Annotated in this window: 17 protein-coding genes; 8 read left to right on the plus strand and 9 right to left on the minus strand. The window is 64.2% G+C overall.

Annotation, left to right across the window (positions count from 1 at the left end; all coding sequences use genetic code 11):
* Positions 1 to 62: 62 nt before the first annotated feature.
* The 6 genes from JN279_RS07135 to JN279_RS07160 form a co-directional block, all read right to left on the minus strand.
* The gene (locus JN279_RS07135) at positions 63 to 644 is read right to left on the minus strand and encodes a CarD family transcriptional regulator (protein WP_010911999.1); all 582 of its coding nucleotides are present in this window, start codon (positions 642 to 644) and stop codon (positions 63 to 65) included.
* Positions 645 to 1013: 369 nt separating this feature from the next.
* Positions 1014 to 1352, minus strand: a complete 339-nt coding sequence (fdxA, locus tag JN279_RS07140) for a ferredoxin FdxA (protein WP_008873823.1) — start codon at positions 1350 to 1352, stop codon at positions 1014 to 1016.
* 247 nt (positions 1353 to 1599) lie between these two features.
* On the minus strand, positions 1600 to 1986 hold the full coding sequence (locus tag JN279_RS07145; RefSeq protein WP_096451148.1) for an RNA-binding S4 domain-containing protein: 387 nt from the start codon (positions 1984 to 1986) through the stop codon (positions 1600 to 1602).
* Positions 1987 to 2001: 15 nt separating this feature from the next.
* Positions 2002 to 5454 (minus strand): helicase-related protein, encoded by a 3453-nt coding sequence (locus JN279_RS07150; RefSeq protein WP_096451146.1) that lies wholly within the window; start codon positions 5452 to 5454, stop codon positions 2002 to 2004.
* Positions 5455 to 6163: 709 nt separating this feature from the next.
* The gene (gene phbB, locus JN279_RS07155; protein WP_096451144.1) at positions 6164 to 6889 is read right to left on the minus strand and encodes an acetoacetyl-CoA reductase; all 726 of its coding nucleotides are present in this window, start codon (positions 6887 to 6889) and stop codon (positions 6164 to 6166) included.
* A 91-nt stretch (positions 6890 to 6980) separates the two neighbouring features.
* Positions 6981 to 8159 (minus strand): acetyl-CoA C-acetyltransferase, encoded by a 1179-nt coding sequence (locus JN279_RS07160; RefSeq protein ID WP_096451142.1) that lies wholly within the window; start codon positions 8157 to 8159, stop codon positions 6981 to 6983.
* On the opposite strand from JN279_RS07160, the gene JN279_RS07165 reads away from it, so the two are divergent.
* Positions 8146 to 8373, plus strand: a complete 228-nt coding sequence (locus JN279_RS07165) for a hypothetical protein (RefSeq protein WP_202352391.1) — start codon at positions 8146 to 8148, stop codon at positions 8371 to 8373. The genes JN279_RS07160 and JN279_RS07165 overlap by 14 nt on opposite strands.
* 81 nt (positions 8374 to 8454) lie before the next feature.
* On the plus strand, positions 8455 to 9066 hold the full coding sequence (phaR, locus tag JN279_RS07170; RefSeq protein ID WP_096458060.1) for a polyhydroxyalkanoate synthesis repressor PhaR: 612 nt from the start codon (positions 8455 to 8457) through the stop codon (positions 9064 to 9066).
* Positions 9067 to 9094: 28 nt separating this feature from the next.
* On the opposite strand, the gene JN279_RS07175 is transcribed toward phaR, so the two are convergent.
* The gene (locus JN279_RS07175) at positions 9095 to 9517 is read right to left on the minus strand and encodes a rhodanese-like domain-containing protein (protein WP_244734434.1); all 423 of its coding nucleotides are present in this window, start codon (positions 9515 to 9517) and stop codon (positions 9095 to 9097) included.
* A gap of 109 nt (positions 9518 to 9626) precedes the next feature.
* Here JN279_RS07175 and ftrA point away from each other — a divergent pair, with 109 nt between their 5' ends.
* On the plus strand, positions 9627 to 10625 hold the full coding sequence (ftrA, locus tag JN279_RS07180; RefSeq protein WP_096458057.1) for a transcriptional regulator FtrA: 999 nt from the start codon (positions 9627 to 9629) through the stop codon (positions 10623 to 10625).
* Between the two features lie 15 nt (positions 10626 to 10640).
* Here ftrA and JN279_RS07185 read toward each other — a convergent pair whose 3' ends face one another.
* A complete protein-coding gene (locus JN279_RS07185; RefSeq protein WP_202352394.1) occupies positions 10641 to 11780 on the minus strand; it encodes a citrate/2-methylcitrate synthase in 1140 nt (379 codons plus the stop codon).
* A 93-nt stretch (positions 11781 to 11873) separates the two neighbouring features.
* On the opposite strand from JN279_RS07185, the gene JN279_RS07190 reads away from it, so the two are divergent.
* The 5 genes from JN279_RS07190 to JN279_RS07210 all read left to right on the plus strand — a co-directional run bounded on the left by JN279_RS07190 (position 11874) and on the right by JN279_RS07210 (position 19892).
* Positions 11874 to 12962: a citrate synthase/methylcitrate synthase gene (locus tag JN279_RS07190; protein ID WP_202352395.1), complete on the plus strand. Its 1089-nt coding sequence runs from the start codon at positions 11874 to 11876 to the stop codon at positions 12960 to 12962.
* A gap of 205 nt (positions 12963 to 13167) precedes the next feature.
* On the plus strand, positions 13168 to 14298 hold the full coding sequence (locus tag JN279_RS07195; protein ID WP_202352396.1) for a patatin-like phospholipase family protein: 1131 nt from the start codon (positions 13168 to 13170) through the stop codon (positions 14296 to 14298).
* 892 nt (positions 14299 to 15190) lie between these two features.
* Positions 15191 to 16366 (plus strand): efflux RND transporter periplasmic adaptor subunit, encoded by a 1176-nt coding sequence (locus tag JN279_RS07200; RefSeq protein ID WP_202352397.1) that lies wholly within the window; start codon positions 15191 to 15193, stop codon positions 16364 to 16366.
* A 79-nt stretch (positions 16367 to 16445) separates the two neighbouring features.
* Complete coding sequence (locus JN279_RS07205; protein WP_202352398.1) at positions 16446 to 19619, plus strand: efflux RND transporter permease subunit; 3174 nt, start codon at positions 16446 to 16448, stop codon at positions 19617 to 19619.
* A gap of 114 nt (positions 19620 to 19733) precedes the next feature.
* Positions 19734 to 19892 (plus strand): DUF3309 family protein, encoded by a 159-nt coding sequence (locus JN279_RS07210; RefSeq protein WP_096451130.1) that lies wholly within the window; start codon positions 19734 to 19736, stop codon positions 19890 to 19892.
* Between the two features lie 27 nt (positions 19893 to 19919).
* Here the strand turns inward: JN279_RS07210 and JN279_RS07215 are convergent, their stop codons facing one another.
* Entirely contained in the window at positions 19920 to 20879 is a 960-nt protein-coding gene (locus JN279_RS07215) for an SDR family oxidoreductase (RefSeq protein WP_202352399.1), read from the minus strand.
* Positions 20880 to 20967: the final 88 nt, after the last annotated feature.

Consider the following 20967-nt stretch of genomic DNA (forward strand, 5'->3'; position numbering starts at 1 on the left):
TCTTCCAAAACAAAAAACCCGGCGCGCGGCCGGGTTTTTCGTGAACTTAAAGGCTCAAGAGCTCAGGCAGCTTCTTCCTGCTCGGCTTCCTCGTTGTCGGCCTTGGCGCCACGCTTAGGGCCCTTGTTGAGGTTGACCTCGATCAGGCGCACGGCTTCGGTTTCCGACATGCGGTTGACGGCCGCGATCTCGCGGGCCATGCGGTCGAGTGCCGCCTCGTAAAGCTGGCGCTCGGAATAGGACTGCTCCGGCTGGTTGTCGGCACGGTAGAGGTCGCGCACGACTTCCGAGATCGAGATCAGGTCGCCGGAATTGATCTTGGCATCGTATTCCTGGGCGCGGCGCGACCACATGGTGCGCTTGACGCGGGCGCGGCCCTGCACGACCTTCAGCGCACGCTCGACATAATCCTCTTCCGACAGCTTGCGCATGCCGATGGAGGTCGCCTTGGCGACCGGCACCTTCAGGCGCATCTTGTCCTTCTGGAAGTCGATGACGAACAGTTCCAGCTTATGGCCGGCCACTTCCTGCTCGTCGATCGACACGATCTGGCCGACGCCATGCGCCGGGTAGACAATGTATTCGCCGGTCTTGAAACCATGACGCGCACCAGTGGACTTCTTCTGTGGGGTGATCGTTGCCATTACGCCCTGAACTCCTTGTTGTGGGCCGGCGGCGGTGCCGGCTGAACTCGTGCGACCGGGGAAACCGATCGTTAGCCGCACAACAGATGAACCCACCGGAAAGGCCGGGACCGGCAAACCGCACGAACTGCGACCGCCTGGCCCAGATCGCTCTGGTCCGGAATGGGATTTTCACCTTTCAGTGATTTGGGGCGTCTGCGCCATAAATCGACGTTGTGTCACCGGCATGTTTGGCTGATGTAACACAAAAAGTCGGAAGAATCAAGGTTTTGCTGCATAAGCGAAGGCCACAACCAATCGCCGCCTGTCAAGGCGGTTAATCCAGTGTGCCCGTTACGCTGCGTCATACAAGCCTTAACGGCCGTATTGTCAATCGCCTTCGCCGGGCTCGGCCGAGAAGTATTTCTCGAACTTGCCGGCCTCGCCGTCGAACGTCTTGGCGTCGGCCGGCGGTTCCTTCTTGGCGGTGATGTTGGGCCATTTCTCGGCATATTCGGTGTTGATCTGCAGCCATTTGTCGAGACCGGGCTCGGTGTCGGGCTTGATCGCGTCGGCGGGGCATTCGGGCTCGCAGACGCCGCAGTCGATACACTCGTCGGGATGGATGACGAGCATGTTTTCGCCTTCGTAGAAACAGTCGACCGGACAGACCTCGATGCAGTCCATGTATTTGCACTTGATGCAATTGTCGGTCACGACATAGGTCATCGGTCGGCTCCGGGATGTCCCAGCTTAATGGGCCAGTTTTCTTGGGCTTTTTCCGTGAGGTAACGCCTTTGCCCGTCGCTTGCAAGGGTGGCGATGCCCGTCGGCTTCGGCGTTTCAGGAATGGCATTCCAGGCCGCAGGCGCGACAAGGGCGTGCGATGTCGCGTCGAGCGGCTTGTTTGCCGGGTTCCGTTCCGTCGCGTGTCCGCCGTTGGCCTGAGATCGGCTCACTTTAGAGCCGGCAGGTCTCACTCTTCGCCAAGCAAACGGTCGGTCTGCCGGCGCTCTCTTTTGGTCGGGCGGCCGCTGCCGGCCTCGCGCAGCGCCGGGATGGCATCGGGAAGCACCTCGCCCTTCGGCGTCGGCGGGGGCGACATGTCCTCATAGAGGGTGCGGGCTTCCTCAGCCGGGCCGCGCCTGACCCCGGCGCCGAGCACCTTCCAGACGAAAATGCGGCGGTCGAGCGTGATGGTCAGCACGTCGCCCGGCTTGACCAGATCGGAGGCCTGCGCTGCTTTGTCGCGATTGATGCGCACCCGCCCGGCGACAACCAGCTTCGCCGCCAGCGAGCGCGATTTCACCGCGCGCGAGAAGAACAGCCATTTGTCGATGCGCTGGCGGCCTTCAGCAACCATCGAACCACACCGAGCCTACTTCTTCAGCTGGTCGCGCAAGGCGGCGAGCTTGGCGAAGGGCGAATCCGGGTCGAAGCGCACTGGACGTTCCTCGCGCGGCTTTGATTGGAAGGCCGGCTTTGCGCCGCCCTTGCCGCGATCGGGACCACCCTTGCCCTCGGGCCGGCCACCCTTCCAGTCGGGACGGCCTTCGCGGCGCTCGGGACGTTCGCCTTGCGGGCGGCCGTCGCGGCGCTGTTCGCCTTCACCTTGCGGCTTGGGCTTGAACTTCGAACGGTCGAAGCGCGGCTTGCCGGCGCCATCGCGTCGTCCCTCGGGACGTTCTCCGGGAGCAGCCGTGGCCTGTGCGCCGGCGGCATCGGTGGGTGCATTGTTTCGGCCGCGCGCTTGTCCGTTGCGCTGGCGGTTGTTGCGGCCTTCGTGATGACGGGGGCGCTGTTCGAAACGACCCTGGCGCCACAGCAGGATCGGTTTGGGCGCTTCGGCCACTTGACCCTCCCCCTCGTGGGGAGGGTCGGCGCGCAGCGCCGGGGTGGGGGGAGCGGCGGTACCGTCAGCACTGCCTGAATCGTTGGCGCCATCACCCCCACCCGCGTCGCTTCGCGCAGCGACCTCCCCCATCGAGGGGGAGGTTAGGGCGTCGGCGCCCTCAGCGACACTGACGTCAGCAATGGCTTCCGCCTCTGGCTCGGCAGCAGGTTCAGCAGCCACTTCAGCAACAGCGGCCTCTGTAGCGGGCTCTTCCACGGCTTCGGCCGGAGTTTCCGGTTGCTCCTCCGCGACGGGCTCCGCCGCCACTTCCGCGATGGCTTCGGCCGGCGCTTCGATGGCGGTCTCGGCAACAGCCGGCTCCGAACCCTCGACCGCCGCTTCGGCGGCTGCATCCGTTGCCGCGGCTTCCGCCGCCTTGGCCTGCTCGGCGCGTGCGGCTTCTTCCGCCGCAAGCTTTGCTGCAGCGGCTTCGCGCGCGGCAGTGTCCTGCGCCTCGAGCCGCGCCTTGACTTCGGTCGCCGGCTTCGGCTCGGCGCGGTAGCCGAGACCTTTCAGGATCTCTTCCATGTCGTCGGCGGTGGCGCCGAGGATCGACATCATCGGCGGCGTCACCATGAAGGAGTGGCCATCATAGGCGCCGTCCGGACGCTGGCCGAGGCCGGGCTTCCAGTTGGTCGCCGGACGGATGAGGTCCGCCAGCCGTTCCAATATGTCGATGCGCACGGCGCGGCGGCCGAGATTGCGGTAGCCGGCAAGCTTGTAGAAGGCCTTGTCGAAGGCCGGATCGATCACCACCGAGGTGCGGCCCGACGCCAGCGCGTGGACCACGTCGCCGAAACCAGGCTTGTCCTTGCCGTCGTTCTTCAGCGCCCACAGCAAGGTCACCAGCCCGGCGGGCGCCGGCTTGATCAGCGCCGGCACGAAGACATGGTAGGCGCCGAAGCGCACGCCGAGCCGGCGCAGTGCCGCGCGGCCTTCCTGGTCGAGCGACTTCATCTCCTCGGCGATGTCGCGGCGGTTGATGAGGCCGAAATTCTCGACCAGCTGGAAGGCGATGCCCCGGCCAATACCGGAAATCTGGTCGGCGTTCTTCAGGTCGACCAGCGGCTTCAGCAGCGACTCGATCTGGAAATTGACGAACCGTTCGGCGCGCGCGGCGACCTTGTCGCGCGCCGGGCCGGTCAGTTGTTCGTCGGCCAGCAACACCAGGCGCGGCTTCAGCGCGTCTTCGCCGGAGACCAGCGTGCCGATCGGCGCGCCGATCCAGCGCAGCGTGCCGTCCGAGCCGAGCGCCAAGTCGCCGTTGGCGCAGGCGCCAAAACGTTCGGCACGCGCCTCGAATTCGGCGGCCAGCGCCTTTTGCGCGGCCGTTCGCACGGCCTTGGCGTCTTCGCCGCCGGCGGTCTGGTCGGCGGTGAAGCGGAACCCTTGCAACTCGCCGACATGATGGCCTTCGACAAGGACGGTTCCGGTAGGACTAATTTCGGCTTCAGGCATGGTATTTTCTCTAAGGCGCCGCATGAGGACGGAAGTCCTGCGGTCTACGAAGCGTTTCGTCAACCGCTCATGCAGCGCATCCGACAATCTGTCTTCGATTTCGCGCGTCTTTTCCTGCCAGTGTGCCTGATCGGCCAGCCAGCCGGGCCGGTTCGACACGAATGTCCAGGTGCGGATCTGGGCGATGCGGTGCGACAGCGTGTCGATGTCGCCCTCGGTGGTGTCGGCGCGGCGCACCTGCTCGGCCATGTAGTTTTCGTCGACATGGCCGTGGCGGGCAAGGTCCATGTAGATCGAGGCGATGAGGTCGGCATGCTGGGCCGGCGCGATCTTCCTGTAGTCAGGCAGAGCACAAGCTTCCCACAGCAGCGCCACGCGCTTGGCATCGGTGGCGAGCGCGCGGATGTCGCCGTCGCGGGAGAGATATTCGAGCGCCTGTGCGTCGACCGCCGGCAGCGCGCGCGTCAGGCCCTCGACCGGTGCGTTGGTCTCGATCGAGCGCTTCAGCGCATCGAGACTGGCGAAGTCGAAATGCGCGGTGCGCCACTGCAGCACCTTCACCGGATCGAAATCATGGCTCTCGATCTTCTTGACCAGCTCTTCGTCAAGCGGGTCGACCTGACCGGTGACGCCGAAGGTGCCGTCGCGCAGATGCCGGCCGGCGCGGCCGGCGATCTGGCCAAGCTCGGCCGCCGTCAGATTGCGATACTGGTAGCCGTCGAATTTGCGGTTCTGGGCGAAGGCGACATGGTCGAGATCGAGGTTGAGGCCCATGCCGATGGCGTCGGTGGCGACGAGATAGTCGACATCGCCCGACTGGAACAGCGCCACCTGGGCGTTGCGGGTGCGCGGCGAGAGCGCCCCGAGCACGACGGCGGCGCCGCCCTGCTGGCGGCGGATCAGCTCGGCGATGGCATATACCTCGTCGGCGGAGAAGGCGACGATCGCGGTGCGCCGCGGCAGGCGGGTCAGTTTCTTCGAACCGGCATAGGCCAAGTGCGACAGCCGCGGCCGCGTCACCACCGAGACGCCCTTCAGCAGGCGCTGCAGGATGCCGTGCATGGTGGCTGCACCCAACAGCAGCGTTTCCTGGCGGCCGCGCAGATGCAGGATGCGGTCGGTGAAGATGTGGCCGCGCTCGAGGTCGCCGGCGAGCTGCACCTCGTCGATGGCGACGAAGGCAGCGTCGGTCTCGCGCGGCATGGCTTCGACGGTGCAGACCGAATATTTGGCGCCTGGCGGCTGGATCTTCTCCTCGCCGGTGATCAGCGCGACCTTGTGGGCACCGACCTTTTCGCAGACGCGGGTGTAGACCTCCCGGGCCAGCAACCGGAGCGGCAGGCCGATGATGCCGGTCTCATGCGCCACCATGCGCTCGATGGCGAGATGGGTCTTGCCGGTGTTGGTCGGCCCAAGCACGGCGGTCACGTCGCGGCCCGACAGGATCAGCGGCTCGGTGTGTTTGGGCTGGATGTTCATCGGCTCGGAAATATGGGCTTTCAGGCCTCTGGTTGTCGGGAGCGTGCCTCAACTGGCGCGTATGACAGGCGACACATAGGGATTTCGGGCGCGAAGCGAAAGCGGAATGTTCCACCGGCGGCTCGAAGGCCTCTATGTCTAGCGCTAAATTGGCTGCTGCTTAACTGATGGAACGAGTCTGGAACGAATCAGCGACGAATCGGCGACTCGCTCAGATTCAGCTTTTGTTCACGGCTACATATGGATTTTGTGACCATGAGTCTCACCACATGCTGAATCGTCGAATTGGCCCGTTTTATGCTGGGCGATCTCTGGCCTTAACCTTTGCCGGGCAACGAGGGCAGCGACCCGGTGTCCGCCGCTCAAGATTATGAAATTGTTAATCTTTCTGAACCGGGCGTTAAGCAGCTACAGCGGATTCCGGGCCATTAACGTTAACTTCCGCTCAAAGCCGGAACGAATCGGCGACAAAGCAGCGCCGAAGCTATTTTCCCGTTTTGTTCCCTCAATATCTTGTGTTGTGAACAGCTTATCCACCGACAATCCACAGGCTTGGCCACAGGGTTCGCACAGACGCCGCTGTCGCCATTAACCTTTGCGTGCCGGATTGGGTCATCGCGCCGCGGTGAGGCGTTTTGGCTCCTGGGCGTCAATTGGAAACGGACCGGTTTCCCGGTCCGTTCGTCACGGGTTGAAGCCGCTGGACATCTCAGGCGAAGTACTGGCCGCCATTGGCCGTGATGGTCGAGCCGGTGATGAAGCCGGCATCTTCGGAAGCGAGGAAGACGACGCAACGCGCGATCTCTTCCGGCTCGCCGAGGCGGCCGACCGGGATCTGCGGGATGATCCGTTCGTTGAGCACCTTCTCGTCGATCGCCTTGACCATCTCCGTGGCGATGTAGCCGGGGCAGATGACGTTGACGGTGATGCCCGCGCGAGCACCCTCTTGCGCAAGCGCCTTCGAGAAGCCGATATCGCCGGCCTTGGCGGCGGAGTAGTTGACCTGGCCGGCCTGGCCCTTCTGGCCGTTGATCGAGGAGATGGTGATGACGCGGCCGAACTTGCGCTCGCGCAGGCCGTTCCACAGCGGATGCGTCATGTTGAAAACGCCAGACAGATTGGTGTCGATAACCTCTTTCCACTGCTCGCGAGTGATCTTGTGGAACATGGCGTCGCGGGTGATGCCGGCATTGTTGACCAGAACCGAGACCGGGCCGAGGTCGGCCTCGACCTGTTTGATGCCGGCAGCGCAAGCGTCATAGTCGGCAACCGACCATTTGTAGACCGGAATGCCGGTTTCGGCCTTGAACTTCGCCGCCGCCTCGTCGTTGCCGGCATAGTTCGCGGCAACCGAATAGCCGGCATTCTTCAAAGCTATCGAGATCGCCGCGCCGATGCCGCGCGATCCACCCGTGACGATTGCAACCTTGGTCATGCATTTCCCCTTTTTGAAATCGCCCTGTTGTCGGGCTTAGCAGGCACTGGATAGGAAACGGGCGGCTCGCGCCGCCCATCTTCAGTTTTTGTCAGAGCGCTTCCACGCAGAGCGCGACGCCCATCCCGCCTCCGATGCAGAGCGTGGCAAGGCCCTTCTTGGCGCCACGCCGGCGCATCTCGTAGACCAGCGTGTTGAAGATGCGCGCGCCCGAGGCGCCGATCGGGTGGCCGATGGCGATGGCGCCGCCATTGACGTTGACGATCGAAGGATCCCAGCCCATGTCCTTGTTGACGGCGCAGGCTTGGGCGGCAAAGGCTTCGTTGGCTTCGACAAGGTCGAGATCGCCGACCGACCAGCCGGCCTTTTCCAAAGCCTTGCGCGAGGCCGGAATGGGTCCGGTGCCCATGATCGCTGGATCGACGCCGGCGGTTGCCCAGGACGCGATGCGCGCCAGCGGGGTGATGCCACGCCTTGCGGCTTCCGCTTCGCTCATCAGCAGCGCGCCGGCCGCACCATCATTGATGCCGGAAGCGTTGGCGGCAGTGACCGTGCCATCCTTGTCGAAGGCCGGCTTCAGCTTGGTCATGGCGTCGAGCGTGGCGCCATGGCGGATGTATTCGTCCTGGTCGACAATGGTGTCGCCCTTCCTGCCCTTGATGGTGAAGGCGACGATCTCGTCCTTGAACTTGCCGGCCTTCTGCGCGGCCTCGGCCTTGTTCTGCGAGGCCAGCGCGAACTGGTCCTGGTCGTCACGGGTGATCTGGAACTGGCGGGCGACGTTCTCGGCGGTGTTGCCCATGTGGTAGCCATTGAAGGCGTCCCACAGGCCGTCCTTGATCATGGTGTCGATCATCTTGTAGTCGCCCATCTTGACGCCGGCGCGCAGATGTTCGGCGTGCGGCGACAGCGACATCGATTCCTGGCCGCCGGCGATGATCACCTTGGCGTCGCCGGTGGCGATCTGCTGCATGCCGAGCGCGATGGCGCGCAGGCCCGAGCCGCAAACCTGGTTGAGGCCCCAGGCGGTGGTTTCCTTGGGCAGGCCGGCAAGGATCGAGGCCTGGCGGGCCGGGTTCTGTCCTTGAGCCGCGGTCAGCACCTGGCCGAGGATGACCTCGTCGACCTCGGCGGCCTCGACACCGGCGCGCGACAGAAGTTCCCTGATGACGACGGCGCCGAGTTCATGCGCAGGCGTGGCGGCAAAGGCGCCGTTGAAGGAGCCGACGGCCGTGCGCGCGGCGCTGGCAATGACGATGGAATCGGACATTTTCTTCTCCAGACTTCAAGGTGTTGTTCTGTCGTTGAGGACTTTTCTTGCCCTTTCCCAACCCCAAGTCAAACCGGAAATCGGCATGGCGCCCATGCGCGCCAAGCAGGTCACGCGTCGCCGTGCCGGCAGGCTGGCCGCTGCTGCGCAGCATATTTTGCCTGCTATGCAGCATTATGTGATCCCGCACTGCACAAACTGCTTGGAATTATAAGGCTTTTGCGCATATCCTCGAAAAGGGCGCAATCGTTACCGGCTGCTTACTCAGGCGTGCCGGTGTCCGGGGAGGATGCAGATGGCCGCAAAAGACGATCCGATCATTATCAAGAAATACGCCAACCGCCGCCTCTATAATACGGGGACGAGCACCTATGTGACGCTCGAGGATCTGGCCGAGATGGTCAAGAAAGGCGAGGAGTTCACCGTCCAGGACGCCAAGACCGGTGACGACATCACGCATCCGGTGCTGACCCAGATCATTTTCGAGCTGGAGAACAAGGATGGGCAGAACATGCTGCCGATCCCGTTCCTGCGCCAGCTGATCGCCTTCTATGGCGACCAGATGCAGATGATCGTGCCGAGCTTCCTCGAACAGTCGATGATCGCTTTCTCCAAGGAGCAGGAGCGGTTTCGCGAGCAGATGAAGGGCGCAATCGGCAAGTCGCCGCTGGACGTCATGAAAATTGCGACGCCGATGAAGGCGCTGGAAGAACAGACACGCCGCAACATGGAAATGTTCCAGAACGCGATGCGGCTGTTCACGCCTTTTCCCCCCGCAGGCTCGGCGCCGGCCGCGGCTCCCGCCGAACCGGCCAGGAAGGATGCGCCGCCGGAGAAGTCCGACGATCTGCAGCAGTTGAAGGACCAGATCGCGGCGATGCAGCGCAAGCTCGACACGATGTCGTGAGCCGGTAAGGCACGGCTACGCGTTCGGATCACGCCCGCAGAGCACCAGGCTCCTTGCCTGAGGCGAAAGGCAGCTCTTCGTCCTGCCAGCCTGTTATGCCGCCGATCATGATCTTGACCGGCAGGCCGAGGCTGGCCAGCTTGAACGCCGCGCGGTCCGCGCCATTGCAATGCGGCCCGGCGCAATAGACCACGAACAGCGTGCCTGCCGGCCACTCTGCCATCCGCTCGGCCGATATCTCACGGTGCGGCAGATGCAGCGCGCCGGGTACATGGCGGCGCTCATAGGCATCAGGCGAACCGACCACATGCAGAAGCACAAAGTCCGGCTCGCCGGCGCGCAGGGTCGCGGCGACGTCGGAACAGTCGGTCTCGACGGAAAGCCGGCCTAGGAAGTGGTCGCGGGCAATTTCCGGTGATGCCGCCGGAATGTCTGTCACATAGCTCGTCAAGGGGTCTCCATCTCTGATGGAGCTGGTCTCCATCACTTTTGCTGGAGCTGAGGTAGCGCACCGAGCCAGGCGATTGCAGCTGGCAGCTTTGCCATATATCGTCAAGATCATGCCAAATGTGCCGCCTGCCAAACCGCCCCCTCCCAATCGGCTTGTCGTTGCTGTCGCCTATGACGGGCTGTGCACGTTCGAGTTCGGCGTGGCGGCCGAGATGTTCGCCTTGCCCAGGCCGGAGATGGGTGCGGATTGGTACCGTTTCGCAGTCGCCGGCATCGACGCCGGCGAAATGCGCGCAATGGGCGGTGTACGCATCGTCGCCGACGGCGGACCTGACCTGATCGGCGAGGCCGGCACGGTGATCGTGCCGGGATGGCGCGGTGTGGAGTGTCCAGTGCCGCCCTTGCTGATCGAAGCGCTTCGCAAGGCCAATGAGCGGGGCGCGCGCATCCTGTCCATCTGCTCGGGCGTCTTCGTGCTTGCCGCGGCCGGGCTGCTGTCAGGCAAGAAGGCAACCACGCATTGGCGCTACAGCGAGCGGCTGAGGGAGATGTACCCGGACATCACCGTGGTTCCTGACGTCTTGTACATCGATGAGGGAAATGTGCTGACATCGGCCGGCAGCGCGGCCGGCATCGATCTGTGCCTGCACTTGGTCCGGCGCGACTTCGGCACCAAGGCGGCCAACATGGTGGCACGCCGCCTAGTCGTGCCGCCGCATCGGGATGGCGGCCAAGCGCAGTATGTCGAGAGTTCCGTTCCGGAGCCGCACGAACGCAGCCGGCTCGGGCCGCTGATCGACAGAATGCGCGCTGACATCGCCGCCGACTATTCTGTTGCCACTTTGGCCGGCCTGGCTGGAATGAGCGAGCGGACATTTCTGCGCCGCTTCGCCGCCGCGACCGGTGTCACGCCGGCGCGCTGGCTGCTTTCGGAGCGGCTTTCGCGGGCGCGCACTTTGCTGGAGGACACCGCCTTGCCGATCGAGCGGATTGCCGAAACCGCCGGCTTTGGCGCGGCAGCGACGTTGCGGCATCACTTCCGTCAGCAATTCGCCACCACGCCCGCAGCCTATCGAGCGCGGTTCGGGACCAATGCCAACTCCGCCTGACGACGTCACACACGGTCAGGGCAACAGTCCCTCGTAGCGGCCGCGCGGCCGGATGATGCTGCCGCTGACGATCTGTTCGACCATGTGCGCGGCCCAGCCGACGCTGCGTCCCAGCGCGAACAGATGGAACGGCGCATCGCGCGGCAGACCGAGACCGCGTGTCAGCGCAGCCAGGGCGAAGTCGATATTCGGCCGCGTGCCGGTCATGGCAATCGCGGCCTTTTCCAGCTGCCGCAGTGTCTCGTCGACGGGGATAGCGGCCAAAAGTGCGGTGGCACGGCGATCCCCGTCGGGATAGAGCGGATGGCCGAATGCCGGCAATGGCCGGTCGTGGCCGAGCCAGCGCCGGATCGCTGCATCGGCGCCGTGTCTTGCGGCATCCTCGGCGAGCTGCATCACAGCCTCGCCGGCGCCGCCATGGCGCGGGCCGGACAGCGTTGCCAGGCCCGCCAGCAGGCATGCGGCAGGCGAGGCTCCGGTCGAGGCCGCAACGCGGGCAGCGAAGGTCGATGCGTTGAGTTCATGATCGGCAAGCAGGACAAGGGCGCACCGTATGGCTTCCGCACCGGCGTCATCCACCGACCAGCCTCGCGCCAGCCGCAGATGGACGGGCTCTTTGCCGGCTGCGGCGCCCAGCGACTGAGCCAGCGCTCCCACCGTTTGCGCGGCCTCGGTGCACAGCGAGGCGGCGCTGCGTCCAAGCGAAGGCCGCCCCTGGCTGGCAAGCAAGGCAAGCTGGGCAAAGGTCGAGGCGCGGCCGACTGGATGAGGCGCCTGCGACGACGGCGTCTTGAAAGCCACCGGTTCAGCCAGGCCCCACAGCACGGCGGCGGTTTCCTCCAGCGTTGCCGATCTGGAGAGCGCAACGGCGTCCTGCCCCCGGTAGATGAGGCGACCGTGCACAACGGTCGAAATTGCGGTGACGATCGACGGCTCACCCCAGGCGATGGCGCTTTCGGCGATGGCCGAGGGGCTGCGTCCGCGCGCCCGGCGGGTTGCCAGCGCCGCGATGTCATCGGCGCGGTACCGGCTGCGGCGCGGGTCGGCCTCATCCGGCTGCATGCCGATGCGCCCGCGGCTGACATAGGCATAGAGCGTCTGTGGCCGCACCTTGAGCCTCTCCAGCGCCTCTTCCCGCGACAGCCATTCCGACATTTTCGGCCCTGATATTGATTCTATTGATCAAGATTGATGCTTGGTTTGTCCAGCCTTATCTCCGATCCGCAAAAGCTTCAAGGAGACAAGGCTATGGCGAATGGGCTCGATGATGTAGTGGCGGCCGAAACCGTGCTGTCCGACGTGGATGGTCTGGGCGGGCGCCTGACGATCCGTGGTCATTCGCTGCCGGAACTGGCCGGGCGATGGAGCTTTCCGCAGGTTATCAGGCTGTTGCTCGACGGCTTCTTCGAGGATCTGCCTGGCGATGCCGAACTGACGGCGCAACTGGGTGAGGCGCGTGCCGAGGTGTTCGAGCGGACCCTGCCTTCGCTGTCGCTGCTGGCGCCACTCGAAACCTACAGCGCCATGCGCGCCGGCATGGCTCTGCTGCCGGATGGCGAGACCTTGGAAGATGCCTTGCGGCTGATCGCGGCGCCCGCGGTGCTGACGCCGGCCTTGCTGCGTCTGCAGCGCGGCGAGCAGCCGATCGCGCCGGATGGCAAGGCCGGTCATGCCGCCGACATGTTGCGGATGCTCAGGGGTTCGGTCCCGTCGCCGGCCTTGGCAAAGGCGCTCGACACCTATCTGGTGACCGTCTGCGACCACGGCCTCAACGCCTCGACCTTCGCCACCCGCGTTGTCGCCTCGACTTTGGCCGGGCTGACCTCCTCGGTGCTGGCCGGGCTTGGCGCGCTCAAGGGGCCGCTGCATGGCGGCGCGCCCGGCCCGGTGATCGAGATGCTTGACGCAATCGAGGCGCATGGCGATGCGGCCGGCTGGCTGCGCAACGAGATCGCGCATGGCAGGCGGATCATGGGTTTCGGCCATCGTATCTACCGTGTGCGCGATCCGCGCGCCGACGTGCTGAAAGCAGTCGTGCGGCAGCTCGGTGGCGCGGGCGAGACCGGCCGCCGGCTGGCTTTCGCCGAGGAGGTCGAAAAGACGGCGCTCGAAGTGCTGCGGATCGCCAAGCCGCAGCGCTCGCTGCAGACCAATGTCGAATTCTACACCGCGCTGGTGCTGGAAGCGGCGGGTTTCCCGCCACAGGCCTTCAGCAATGCCTTCGCCGCCGGGCGCGTTGCAGGCTGGATCGCGCATGCGCGCGAGCAACAGACGACGGGGCGGCTGATCCGGCCGCAATCGCGCTATGTTGGTCCGGTGCCGGATCTGGTTGCCTAGACACCCGGTCTGTTTCGAAAGATGAGGGCCTCTCCGCTTCAGTGGAGGGGCTTTCTGCATAAATGAAATTTCATGTGATCACGCGACCGTGTTCGTGTTCTTGCCTTGGTTCGTCCTTATATGCTGCACTGCAACATAGGCCGCCAATGACTGCTTCCTTCAATGACGTTGGGGCGGGCTGGCGCATCAGCATGACAGGAACGCCATGACGAAGAACGGCAAGGCGGAGGAAAAGAAGAAGATCAACATCGCGCTTCAGGGCGGCGGCTCGCATGGCGCCTTCTCCTGGGGCGTTCTGGATCGCCTGCTGGAGGATGGCAGGCTGGAGATCGCAGCGGTGTCCGGTACCAGCGCCGGCGCCATGAACGCGGTGGCGCTGGCCGACGGATATGTGCGCGGCGGGGTCGAGGGCGCGCGCAAGAAGCTCGACGATTTCTGGCGCGCCGTGGCGGCGAAAGGCCGGTTCAGTCCGGTGCAGCGCATGCCGTGGGATGTCGCCTGGGGCAATTGGTCGATCGAGAACACGCCGGGCTACGTCGTCTTCGACACCATGTCGCGGGTGTTTTCGCCCTATGTCGCCAACCCGCTCGGCCTCAATCCGCTGCGCGACGTGGTGCAGCAGGAGATCGACTTCAAAAATGTCCGTGCCTGCAAGTCGATGGAGCTGTTCATCTCCGCCACCAATGTCGAGACCGGACAGTTGCGGGTGTTTTCCGATGGCGAGATCGACCTCGACACGGTGATGGCCTCGGCCTGCCTGCCGCAATTGTTCCGCGCCGTCGAGATCAAGGGCGTGCCCTATTGGGATGGCGGCTATGGCGGCAACCCGGCGCTGTTCCCGTTTTTCAAGACGGCGGCGACCGAGGATGTGCTGCTGGTGCAGATCAATCCGGTGGTGCGCGAGGGGACGCCCAGGAGCGCCAACGAGATACAGAACCGCATCGACGAAATCACCTTCAATGCCGGGCTGCTGCGCGAATTCCGCTCGATCGCCTTCGTCAAGGAACTGATCGCCGCCGGCCGGCTGCCGCATGGCGAGTACCGCGACATCCGCATGCACCGCATCGATGCCGACGAGGCGTTCAAGGACCTGTCGGCATCGTCGAAGGTCAATGCTGAATGGGCGTTCCTGACCTATCTCAGAGATCTCGGCCGCACCGCCGCCAGCGACTGGCTGGACGAGAATTACGACGCGGTCGGTAAGCGGCCGACGCTCGATCTCTCCGGCGAACTCGATGACGGTTTCAAGCCGCTGCGCGGTCCCGCACCGGGCCGCCGAGTCAAGGAGTTCCTCGCCGCACGCAAGAACCCGGAAGCGGAGCGCCGGCGGGCCTGAACCCGTCGGCGCCAAAGGAGCAATAGCCGATCTGGTCAGGCGCTGCCCGGCTATCTCCGGATCGATCAAGACCATCAGCGAGGTCTTCCGGAAATCGGAATAGCGGGTGGGGCGATCCGGCAAGGCGACAACCTTCGCGTGTGGAGGAGGCTTCATCATGCTGACGCCTGCTGCCACCAATATTCCCACGATGCCGAGCGCGGTCGGACAGTGTGGCTGGAAAATCGTGAGCGGAACGATCGACACCAGTCCTGCAAATTGACACGGAAAATGGCCTGAGTTTCCGCAGCCGCACCGTGTTCGCGTCACCTCGCGAACCGGGGGGCCACCCCGATCTCAGACGCTCCAGTGCCGTGGGGTGCCGACCCTCCCGACGCCGGGTTCAATATCAACGAACCGGCCTCGGGCAATCTCCGCCTGATTGGCGCATCGTGACATTTTCCGAGCAATTCCAATATATTGGTCAGGCGCCACGTCGCCGGAGCTTGATGTCCTTCGTTGACCGAAAATGATCTGGCCAGCCGGTCAAAATCCGCATCAAGGGTAAATAGTCCGGTGGGTGATGACGCCGGTATTTCGACGAGCATCGCGTTGCTCGTCGGCAATGACGGATCGGTCGTTCGGGACTGGTCTTGGGAGGGTAGATCATCAGCCGGCTGCAAGTCCGCTGAACCGGTATTTTAGCAAGTCGAGAACAGTTTCGCGGCGGCCACACCTTGCCCGGCTACGCAATGCTGCTGCAACTTTCGGACTATATTGCAGTGCAACTTTGATGTAGAAGCACGCTCGCCTATCACGGCAAATTGAACACGGTCAGGCGCGCACCCATATCGGCGACGCGCCCGCGTCATGAAGGCGCGGTGCTGGCCGAACCCGCAGTGGAAAAATGACGATGCCTAAAATCAGGTTTCACAAGCTTGCAGCCATTGTTGTGCTCATTGGTTTCGCGGCGTGGATGGGGACAGGCGAATTCTCATCGGTCGGCAGCGTAGCGGCCAACAGGGCCAAGGCAGCCGAGGTCGAGCAGGGCAAGGCGCCGGACGCGAGCAAGCCGAAGACGGCGGAAGCCGAACCGAAGGCGCCGCTGCGCACCGTTGCCGTGGTGACGCCGCCGCGCAAGACCTATGCGCGCGCCATCCGTATTTCCGGCCTGACCGAGGCCGACAAGCGCGCCGTGCTCGCAACCCGCGTCGCCGGCGTCATCGACAAGCTGCCGGTCAAGCAAGGCGATCACGTCAAGACGGGCGATCTGGTGCTGATGCTGGCGGCCGAGGAAAAGATCTCGATGGTCGACAATGCCAAGCAGCTCGTGGCTCAGCGCCAGGCCGAACTGGACGCGTCGCTGCGGCTGATGAAGACCGGCAATTTGCCCAAGCTGCAGCTCGACACCGCCCGCTCTAATCTGACCCTGGCGCAGTCGCAGCTGGATACCGCGCAGGCCGAGCTCGACCGCAACGAAGTCAAGGCGCCGTTCGACGGCGTCATCGACCGGGTGCCGGTGGAACTCGGCAGCTCCGTCATGCAGGGCGGCGAGGTGGCGACCATCCTCAAGCTCGATCCGGTGATCGCGCGCGGCGAAATCAGTGAGCGCGACCTCGGCTATCTCAAGATCGGCGACAAGGCCAGCGTTCGGTTGGTCAGCGGCCAGACCGTCGAGGGCACGGTGCGCTATATCAGCCGCGACGCGTCGTCGGCGACCCGCACCTTCCGTATCGAGGTCGCCATCCCCAATGGCGATGGCTCGGTGCCGGCCGGCATGACGGCGGAGATCCAGCTCAGCGCATTGCCGACCGATGCGGTCCTGCTGCCCCGTTCGGTGGTGACGCTCGGCGACAAGGGCGATCTCGGCATCCGCGCCGTCGGCAAGGACAACAAGGTGGCGTTCTTCCCGATCGATCTCGTCGACGACACGCCGACCGGCCTCGTGCTCGGCGGCATCCCGGCCGATGCACGCATCATCGTCGCCGGCCAGGAGCTGGTGAAGGAAGGCGATGAGGTCAAGCCGGTCGAGGCCGACCAGGCGACCATCAACAAGCTGATCGGCGAAGCCACCGCCGGGACGCAGTAGCGCTGGCTACGGCGGGATACCCCGGGCGGGGTCAATCGGCTGCGACGCAGCTCCTGAAATTCAACGACAGGCGTTAGCCATGGATATCGTCAAACTCGCGATCAACAACGCCCGCCTGACCATCGCGGTCCTGGTCTTCCTCTTAATCGCTGGTGGGTTTGCCTATCAGTCGACGCCAAAGGAAGCTGAGCCGGATGTCCCGGTTCCGAATATGTATGTCAGCCTGATCTATCAGGGCATTTCGCCGGAGGATTCCGAGCGACTTCTGCTGCGACCGATGGAAAACAAGCTGAAGAGCCTCAAAGGCCTCAAGGAGATGCGCTCGGCCGCCTTCCAGGGCGGCGGCTATGTAATGGTCGAGTTCCAGCCGCAGACAAACCTGGCGACGGCGCTGCAGGATACGCGCTCCAAGGTGCAGGACGGCAAGGCCGACCTGCCGCAGGCGGCTGAGGAGCCTGTCGTCACCGAAATCAACATCTCCGAGTTCCCGGTGCTCGTCGTCACGCTGTCGGGCGAATTGCCCGAACGCGTGCTGGCCGCCGCCGCGCGCGAGCTGCGCGACCGCATCGAGGAAGTGCCGGGCGTTCTCGAAGGCTCGCTGCAGGGTTCCCGCGACGACCTCGTCGAGGTCGTCATCGATCCGATGAAGCTGTCTTCCTACGGCTTGCAGCTCGACCAGCTGATCGGCGCCGTCGGTGCTTCCAACAGTCTCGTTGCCGCCGGCAACATCGAGGGGTCGGAGGGCAAATACGCCGTCAAGGTGCCGTCGCTGATCGAGACGCCGGAGGATGTGGCGGCGCTGCCGGTGGTCGCAGGTCCCAATGCCGTGGTGCAGGCCAAGGACATCGCGACGATCCGCTCGACCTTCGCCGACGCCACCACGATCACGCGCCTCAACGGCAAACCGGCCATCGCCATCGAGGTGAAGAAGCGCATCGGCGCCAATCTGATCGACACGCTCACCAAGGTGCGGGCTGTGTCCGACGCCTTCGTCAAGGCCATGCCGCAAGGCATGAACGTCACCTACACGCAGGACAAGTCGGTCTTTGTCAATCAGTTGCTGGGAGACCTGCAGAACCATGTCATGATCGCGGTGATCCTGGTGTTCATCGTCATCCTCTACGCGCTGTCCGGCCGTGCCTCGCTGCTGATCGGCCTGGCCATTCCATCATCCTTCCTGATCGGCATCCTGCTTCTTGCGATGATGGGCTACACGATCAACATGATCGTGCTGTTCAGCCTGATCCTGGCTGTCGGTATGCTCGTCGACGACGCCATCATCGTCACCGAGTTCGCGGAACGGCGGATGAGTGAAGGCATGCCGAAGGCGGACGCGTTCGCGCTAGCCGCCAAGCGCATGGCCGGTCCGGTCATCGCGGCGACGATGACGCGCATCGCCGCCTTCTCGCCGCTGCTGTTCTGGCCCGGCATCATCGGCGACTTCATGAAGTATATGCCGATCACGCTGATCGTCACGCTCTCGGCCTCGATGCTCTATGCGCTGGTGTTCGCACCAACGCTGGGGGCGATCTTCGCCAAGGCGCCCGAGCATCATGAGGACGACAATCGCGATGGCTGGTACATGGCCATCGTCAAACAGGCCGTCCGTTTCCCCATCACCGTGCTGGTGCTTACCGTTGTCTTGCTGACCGGCGTATTCGTTGGTTATGTGAAATATGGCGCGGGTGTCGAATTTTTCCCCAGCGTCGAGCCCGACTACGGCCTGCTCTATGTGCACGCGCGGGGCAACCTGTCGCTGGCCGAAATGGACACCGCAACGAAGATTGCGGAAGACAGAATGCTTGGCTGGCCCGGCATCAAATCTGTCTACACCCGCGTCGGCAAGACGCAAGGCGGTGGCCAGGATGTCCCGGAAGACGTGGTCGGCGTCATCCAGTATGAATTCATCGACTGGCGCGAGCGCAAGTCGGCGAACCAGATCCTGAGCGATCTGCGAGGCGTAATGGCCGGCATTCCCGGCGTCGATGTCGAGGTGCGCGTGCCGGAAGCCGGCCCGCCGACCGGCAAGCCGATCCAGATCAGGCTTTCGGCCGTCGACCCAAAGGGACTGGACGAGAAGGCGCGCGCCGTTGCGGCGCGCATCGCCAAGGTGCCCGGCGTCATCGACATTTCCGATGGCTTGCCGCCGCCCGGCGTCGAATGGGCGATCGAGGTCGACCGCGCCAAGGCTGCGCAATACGGTATCAGCCCGACTTCGGTTGGGACGGTGGTGCAGCTCGTCACCAACGGTCTGAAGCTGTCGGAATACCGGCCTGCCGGCGCAGACAAGGCGGTCGACATCCGGCTGCGCTTGCCGGAGGACCGGCGCACGCTGTCGACGCTCGACGAGCTCAGGGTGCAGACCTCGCAAGGATCGGTGCCGATCTCGAACTTCGTCGTCCGCAAGGCGAAGCCGAGCGTTGGCATCCTCAACCGCATCGACGGCGCACGCACCGTGGTGGTGCAGGCCAATGTCAGCGCCGGCACCCAGGTCGCCGCCGTGCAGCAGGAGGTCACCCAGGCCGTCACCGACATGAATCTCGGCAGCGGGATCCGCTGGAAGCTGGCCGGCTCGAACGAGGACAGCGCCGAGGCCGGCTCATTCCTTATCAAAGCCTTTGGCGCGGCGATCTTCCTGATCTTCCTCGTGCTGCTGATGCAGTTCAACAAGTTCACCAGCGTGCTGATGGTGCTGTCCTGTGTGGTCATGGCGACGATCGGCGTGCTTCTCGGGCTACTGATTACAGGCGAGACGTTCGGCATCGTCATGTCGGGCATTGGCGTCATCGCGCTGGCCGGCGTGGTGGTGAACAACAACATCGTGCTGATCGACACCTATGACCGGCTGCGCGAAGAGGGTTGGGACAAGATGGATGCGGTGCTGCAGACCTGCCGCGAGCGTGCGCGCCCGGTGGTGCTGACGGCGGTGTCGGCGATCCTCGGCGTGCTGCCGATCGCCTTCGGCCTTGGGCTGGAAATCTTCCATCACGAGACGACGATCAACGCGCCGTCGACGCAATGGTGGATTTCGCTGTCCTCGGCCATCGTCTTCGGCCTGTCCTTCGCTACCTTGCTGACACTGGTGGTGACGCCGTCGATGCTGATGATCTTCACGCGCAGCAAGAACAGCCGCTTCTACGCCTTTTTCCGCCGGGTATTCCGGCGCGGCAAGGGAACGGTTTCGTCGACGGGCACACCGGGCCGGGATGCGGGCGGCGAGCCGGCGATCGCTTTTCCGAAAGCGGCGGAATAGACCGAACGCCAATCTGATCGGCAAAGGCCGTCCGGAACAACCGGGCGGCCTTTTGCATTGTCCCTGCACGAGCAATGCGAAGCATCGTCTCGGCAAGAACGCGGGGAATGTCTCATGCCGATCAGCACGCTTGTCATCGTCGTCCTGATCCTTGTCCTCATCGGCGCGGTGCCGGCCTGGCCGCATTCGCGCTCCTGGGGTTATGGACCCTCGGGCATTGTCGGCGTGGTGCTGGTGGTGGTTCTGGTGCTGCTTTTGATGGGGCGGCTCTGAGTTGGCGCGCCGCCCTCAGCGTTGCGTTCAGGCCGCTTTCGAAACGCCGTTCACAGTGGCGATGCCGATGTCCTCGAGGGCGTGGGCGACCGCCTGATCCAGCGGCGTGTGCGGGATTTCGCCGATGATGCCTTCCAGCCGCGTCGAAGCCAGCTGGTGCGGCTCGAAGCGCAGATAGGACATCGAGACGATCTCGCGCCACATCGCCACGAACGGGCTGCCGGCGCGCAGCACCCACCAGGGCATCGAGCTCATCTTCAGCGGTCGGCCAAGCGCCTTTTCGGCGGCGGCCCTGATCTGCAGGTCGGTGACCGCATGGCCGGGAAAATTCAGCGCCTCATAGGAGCCGAGCTTGTCGAGATTCCTGGCCAGCGCGACGAAGCCCACGGCGAAATCCGGCAGGTAAGCCCATTCATGCACGAGGTCGGCCGGGCCGGGCGCGGTGTAGACGCCCTTGCTCATCTTGGCGGCGACGACCAGGTCGAACCAGGAGCCGCTGCCGGTGCCGCCGAAGAAATCGCCGGCGCGCAGCAGAATGGTGCGCACCCGGCCTGCGTCGGCCTCGCGGCGGAACAGCTCCTCCATGGCACAGCGGATGCGGCCCTTCTCGGTCGTCGGGTGAAACGGCGTGTCTTCCGTGATCACCGCCGGCATCGGCGAGCCGTAATTGTAGACGGTGCCGGGGAACAGATGCAGCGTGTTGTTGGCATGGCAGGCGGCCATGACATTCTCGGCCATCGGCAGGCATTTGCCCCAGTCGGTATAGATCGGGTTGAGGCCGTTGAAGATGATATCGACGCCCTCGGTGGCGCGGATCAGCGATTGACGGTCCAGCGCATCGCCGGCAACCGCCGTCGCGCCCTGCAGTTCTGCCGGCACCTTGCCGGTGCGGGTGATTGCGCGGACGTCGAAGCCGGCGTCGATGAAGGCCTTGGCAACCACGCGGCCGAGCCGGCCATTGGCGCCGAGAATTGCGATCTTGGTCATTTGAGTTCTCCTGCTTGGTGTTTGCGGTCCGTATCGGTGTTTGCAGGTCGAATATGATTACCTCACGGATGAATTGAAATTGACGATG

The sequence above is a fragment of the Mesorhizobium sp. 113-1-2 genome (assembly GCF_016756475.1).
Taxonomy (GTDB): Bacteria; Pseudomonadota; Alphaproteobacteria; order Rhizobiales; family Rhizobiaceae; genus Mesorhizobium; species Mesorhizobium loti_C.